Annotated in this window: 4 protein-coding genes; all 4 read left to right on the top strand. The window is 62.9% G+C overall.

The features are described from left to right. Nucleotides 1-386: 386 nt before the first annotated feature. The gene (locus tag ACIQ2X_RS15890) at nucleotides 387-812 is read left to right on the top strand and encodes a hypothetical protein (RefSeq protein ID WP_396179954.1); all 426 of its coding nucleotides are present in this window, start codon (nucleotides 387-389) and stop codon (nucleotides 810-812) included. A 240-nt stretch (nucleotides 813-1,052) separates the two neighbouring features. Further along, the gene (locus ACIQ2X_RS15885; protein WP_396179953.1) at nucleotides 1,053-1,397 is read left to right on the top strand and encodes a hypothetical protein; all 345 of its coding nucleotides are present in this window, start codon (nucleotides 1,053-1,055) and stop codon (nucleotides 1,395-1,397) included. A 489-nt stretch (nucleotides 1,398-1,886) separates the two neighbouring features. Next, nucleotides 1,887-3,356: a tyrosine-type recombinase/integrase gene (locus ACIQ2X_RS15880; RefSeq protein ID WP_396179952.1), complete on the top strand. Its 1,470-nt coding sequence runs from the start codon at nucleotides 1,887-1,889 to the stop codon at nucleotides 3,354-3,356. Between the two features lie 104 nt (nucleotides 3,357-3,460). After that, nucleotides 3,461-3,711, top strand: a 251-nt coding sequence (locus ACIQ2X_RS15875; RefSeq protein ID WP_396179951.1) for a hypothetical protein, incomplete at its 3' end; no start/stop codon positions are given.

Below are 3,711 nucleotides of genomic sequence, written 5' to 3'. Positions count from 1 at the left end.
GGCCGCCTGCGCTTTGATTGAAAAGGCAGAGCAACAGGCAAAGGCGAGCGGCGACGAAAAAAAAGACCCAGGACACCGCGTGACGCGCACCAGGACACCGCGTGACGTGGTCAGCCCGAAAACCAGGACACCGGGTGACACATGGGATTCAGGACCAGGACACAGCGTGACAGTGGCTGAAATGGGCGAGAACTCAATAGCCATGCGGGATAGCGACCGATTCAGCAGCAGGGGCGAAATGACAAGCCATAGGACACCGCGTGTACCACCTTTATACCTATGCCACCCCCTAGAGGCTTTAGAGGCCTGCGGACCGTATCAGAGGCTGACCAAGGACGGCCCCAACTTCAGCGCCTTGATGGCCTGAGCATGGAAAGGAACGAGAGATGGACGACGACATTCCAGACCTGATGATTGAGCGCATCGAAGATGGGCACGGCGAGGGGCTTATCCGCCTGACCCAGTACGACAACGGGGAGCATCGCTGCATCGTCATGCACCCGCTGCACCTTCGATACATGGCCGAGAAGTTCGGCCTAGTTCCAACAGCCGACCCGGTGGCAGCGAAGCGCATCGCAGCAGGTTCCCGGCGCTTGCTGGTGTTGCGTGAGCGAGTCGACCACGTGGCGGAGCTGCTGAAGGACGGCGCGGGAGATGGATTGCCAGCCCGAGCTTATGCGCAGGCCTACAGCGCTGCGACTGCGGCCATCGCTGCGGAGTTCTGCGCCGACCTGGACGAAGAGCCGAGGCGGCCATGCCTGCGCCCCTGTGCTGGCGGTTCTGACGGCGAGCAGCAGGCCCTGACGTTCTAGGTTGGCACCTGCCGCCGAAAAACTATCGGCAAGTATCGGGAGGGCTGGCAGGGGTAGGGGGCGCATCACTCTCTGGAGCGGACGCGTTTTCCAGACCGATAGGCTTCCCATTCGCAGACTAAATCGCCCCCTGGAACGGAAATCAGCAGCAGCAAGCGCCCAACTCCCCAGCACTGGCGCGGGTTTGCGGGCATTTGGGGCGGCTGGTAAATCAGCAAATTGAGCCGGAATCAGCAGCGAATGGCTGGCGGCGCTGCCTGCACTTTCGGCACCGAGTACGCGCGCGGAACGGTCAGCAATAAAGTAGGCTCATCTGGTGAGCTAGCCGGCAGCCATCATGGCGGCATGAAGCTAATCGAAGTCTGGCAATGGAAACTCCGCTGTTCAGCATCTGGCCGTCTCGTGCGTAGCCGCTGGAAGATGACCGAGGCAGAGGCCCTAGAGCGCGACCCCGCTGCGCAGAAGGTTCCCGGCAGCATGGAAGTGTGGCCGCGCTACGAAACCTTCGACGAGTACCCGCATAGTCACTCGACGAACTTCGGCAATCCCTACGGGCCGAAACACGGCGCCCCCGATGGGGGATAGCGGCGACTGCGAGCCGCGCCTATCTTCAATGTGCAGGGCCTAGGACAGCCGGTGACCGGTCGCTGGGGTGCTGGACGCACAGACTGCCGATGGGGAGACTGGCGCGACCGCCCTGCACCACATCAACGCAAACGCGCTTTCAACTCAAGCGCCACTGCGCCGGGCTTGTCGTTTCGGGGGGCGGAAACCCCGCGCAGCCCCTACACAGCCCCTACACGGAGCCCAGAAACAACAAAGCCCAACCTGAGGGGCTGGGCTAAGTCGTTGATTTATTTGGTGGCCTGGGGCGGAATCGAACCACCGACACGCGGATTTTCAATTCCTGCAAGAAAGTGTTCGCCTGTGTAGATTGCCACGGATACAATCAATATAAATCAACACGTTACAAGCCACATGCTGGATGCAGATACAGCATTCGCGTTGATTGAGGTTCGGCAAAACGCATGCTTTGCCCCTACACAGCCCCTACATGGAAATGGACGGCACCCGATGGCAAGGCCCCGCAACTCTGATGCGCCCGACCTGACGAAGCCCTGCAACCTGACGGCCGGTGTTATCGAGCGGCTGACCTGCCCGCCAGGCAAGGCGCAGGCTTTCTTGCGCGATGCAGAGGGGAACGGGCTGCGGGTTCGCGTCACACCGAACGGAGCGAAGTCGTTTGTCTTTGAGCAGAGCCTGAAGAACCGCACCATCCGCCGCACCATCGGCAACGTGTCCGCCTACAGCATCGAGGAAGCCCGCGCCGAGGCAAAGCGCCTTTCTGTGCTTCTGGACGCTGGCACCGACCCCCGCGAGCTTGAGCGCGAGCAGGCCGAGGCGAAAGCCGCTGCCACTGCTGAGAAGGCAGCCCAGGCCGCCGCTGCCGCAATCGAGCAAGCAGCCTCCGCCCTGACAGTGGGCGAAGCCTGGGCGCGTTACCTTGCAGAGCGTCAGCCGCACTGGGGCGAGCGCACCTATGCCGACCACCTTAAAGCTGCTCAGGAAGGCGGCAAAGAGCGGAAGCGAAGGCCCGGCGTGTTGACCAAGCCCGGCCCGCTGGCACCCCTGATGGCAATGCGGCTGGTTGACCTTGACGGCCCCGCCGTGGAAGCGTGGGCAAAGCGTGAGGCACCCGCCCGCCCGGCTCGCGTGCGACTGGCACTGCGGCTGCTGAAGGCGTTTCTGCGCTGGGCCGCTGCCGAGCCCGACCTGAAAGGCCGCGCAGACCCGACAGCCGCCAGTGCGAAGAAGGCCCGCGAGGCAGCAGGCAGGCCGAGGGTGCGCAATGACTACCTGCAACGCGAGCAGTTGGCCGCATGGTTTGCGCACGTTCGCGCCATCCCGAACCCGGTTATCTCTGCCTACCTTCAGTGCCTACTGCTGACCGGTGCCCGCCGTGAGGAACTGGCCGCCCTGCGCTGGGATGAAGTCAACACGCAATGGCGCGGACTCGACCTGAAGGACAAGATAGAAGAACGCCGCGCCGTGCCGCTCACGCCCTATGTCGCGCATCTGCTGGCGGGGCTGCCGCGCCGCAATGGCTGGGTTTTTTCAAGTGCGCAGAGCCTTGCCGGCGACACCAAGAACGCCGCCCGCAGAGCCCGCTATCACGCCAGTAAAGGCACCCAGGCGCCCGAGGGTGGCGTGAGCATAAGCAGCGCATCAGGGCGCCTTGTTGACCCCAGCATTGCGCACCGCCGCGCCTGTGCTGCTGCGGGCCTGGAAGGATTGACGCTGCACGGCCTGCGCCGCTCCTTTGCCAGCCTGTGCGAGTGGCTGGACATTCCGGGCGGCATCAGCGCACAGATTCAAGGCCACGCACCGCAAGGCGTGCGCGAGCAAAACTACATCCGCCGACCGCTGGACTTGCTGCGCGTGCATCACGAAAAAATAGAAGCCTGGATTCTTGAGCAGGCCGGGATTGATTTCGACCCGGCGCAGTCAGTGCCGGCAGGCCTGCGCGTAGTGGCTTCCGCCTAACGCTAGACTGCTCTGCCCCAGCTAGGCCCGCGAACCGAAGAGCGGGAAACCTTCACCCGCCTGCTGGGGCTCCTGATTGAAGGCTGACACCTGAAGGGGTGCCGATGAACGTTGTTCGCCTGCCCAACGCAGCCCGCGTGAGCGTGGCCGAAGCCAAGCGCCTACTGTCTAACGCTTTCCCACGCGAAGATGTGATGGACGTCTATGTAGACGCCGATGGCGAATACCACTTCAAGTTCAAAGCGGACGCAAACCCCCAAGCCTTCTACCTAGAGCACGACTTCGCGGACACATGCAAGCAACTAGGCATCAAGCCTCGTTTCAGGTTGCGCCCGCTCATCACCAGTTACCGAGG

Origin of the sequence: Flavobacterium sp. (assembly GCF_044368625.1) — a bacterium.
GTDB lineage: Bacteria > Bacteroidota > Bacteroidia > Flavobacteriales > Flavobacteriaceae > Flavobacterium.
Note: the sequence above shows the minus strand (reverse complement) of the source record. Positions and strands in the feature narration are given on the sequence as shown.

Excerpts from the sequence above, each read along its gene's own strand:
- ACIQ2X_RS15880 (WP_396179952.1), top strand. The coding sequence starts at position 1,887 with ATGGCAAGGCCCCGCAACTCTGATGCGCCCGACCTGACGAAGCCCTGC.
- ACIQ2X_RS15885 (WP_396179953.1), top strand. The coding sequence starts at position 1,053 with ATGGCTGGCGGCGCTGCCTGCACTTTCGGCACCGAGTACGCGCGCGGA.
- ACIQ2X_RS15890 (WP_396179954.1), top strand. The coding sequence starts at position 387 with ATGGACGACGACATTCCAGACCTGATGATTGAGCGCATCGAAGATGGG.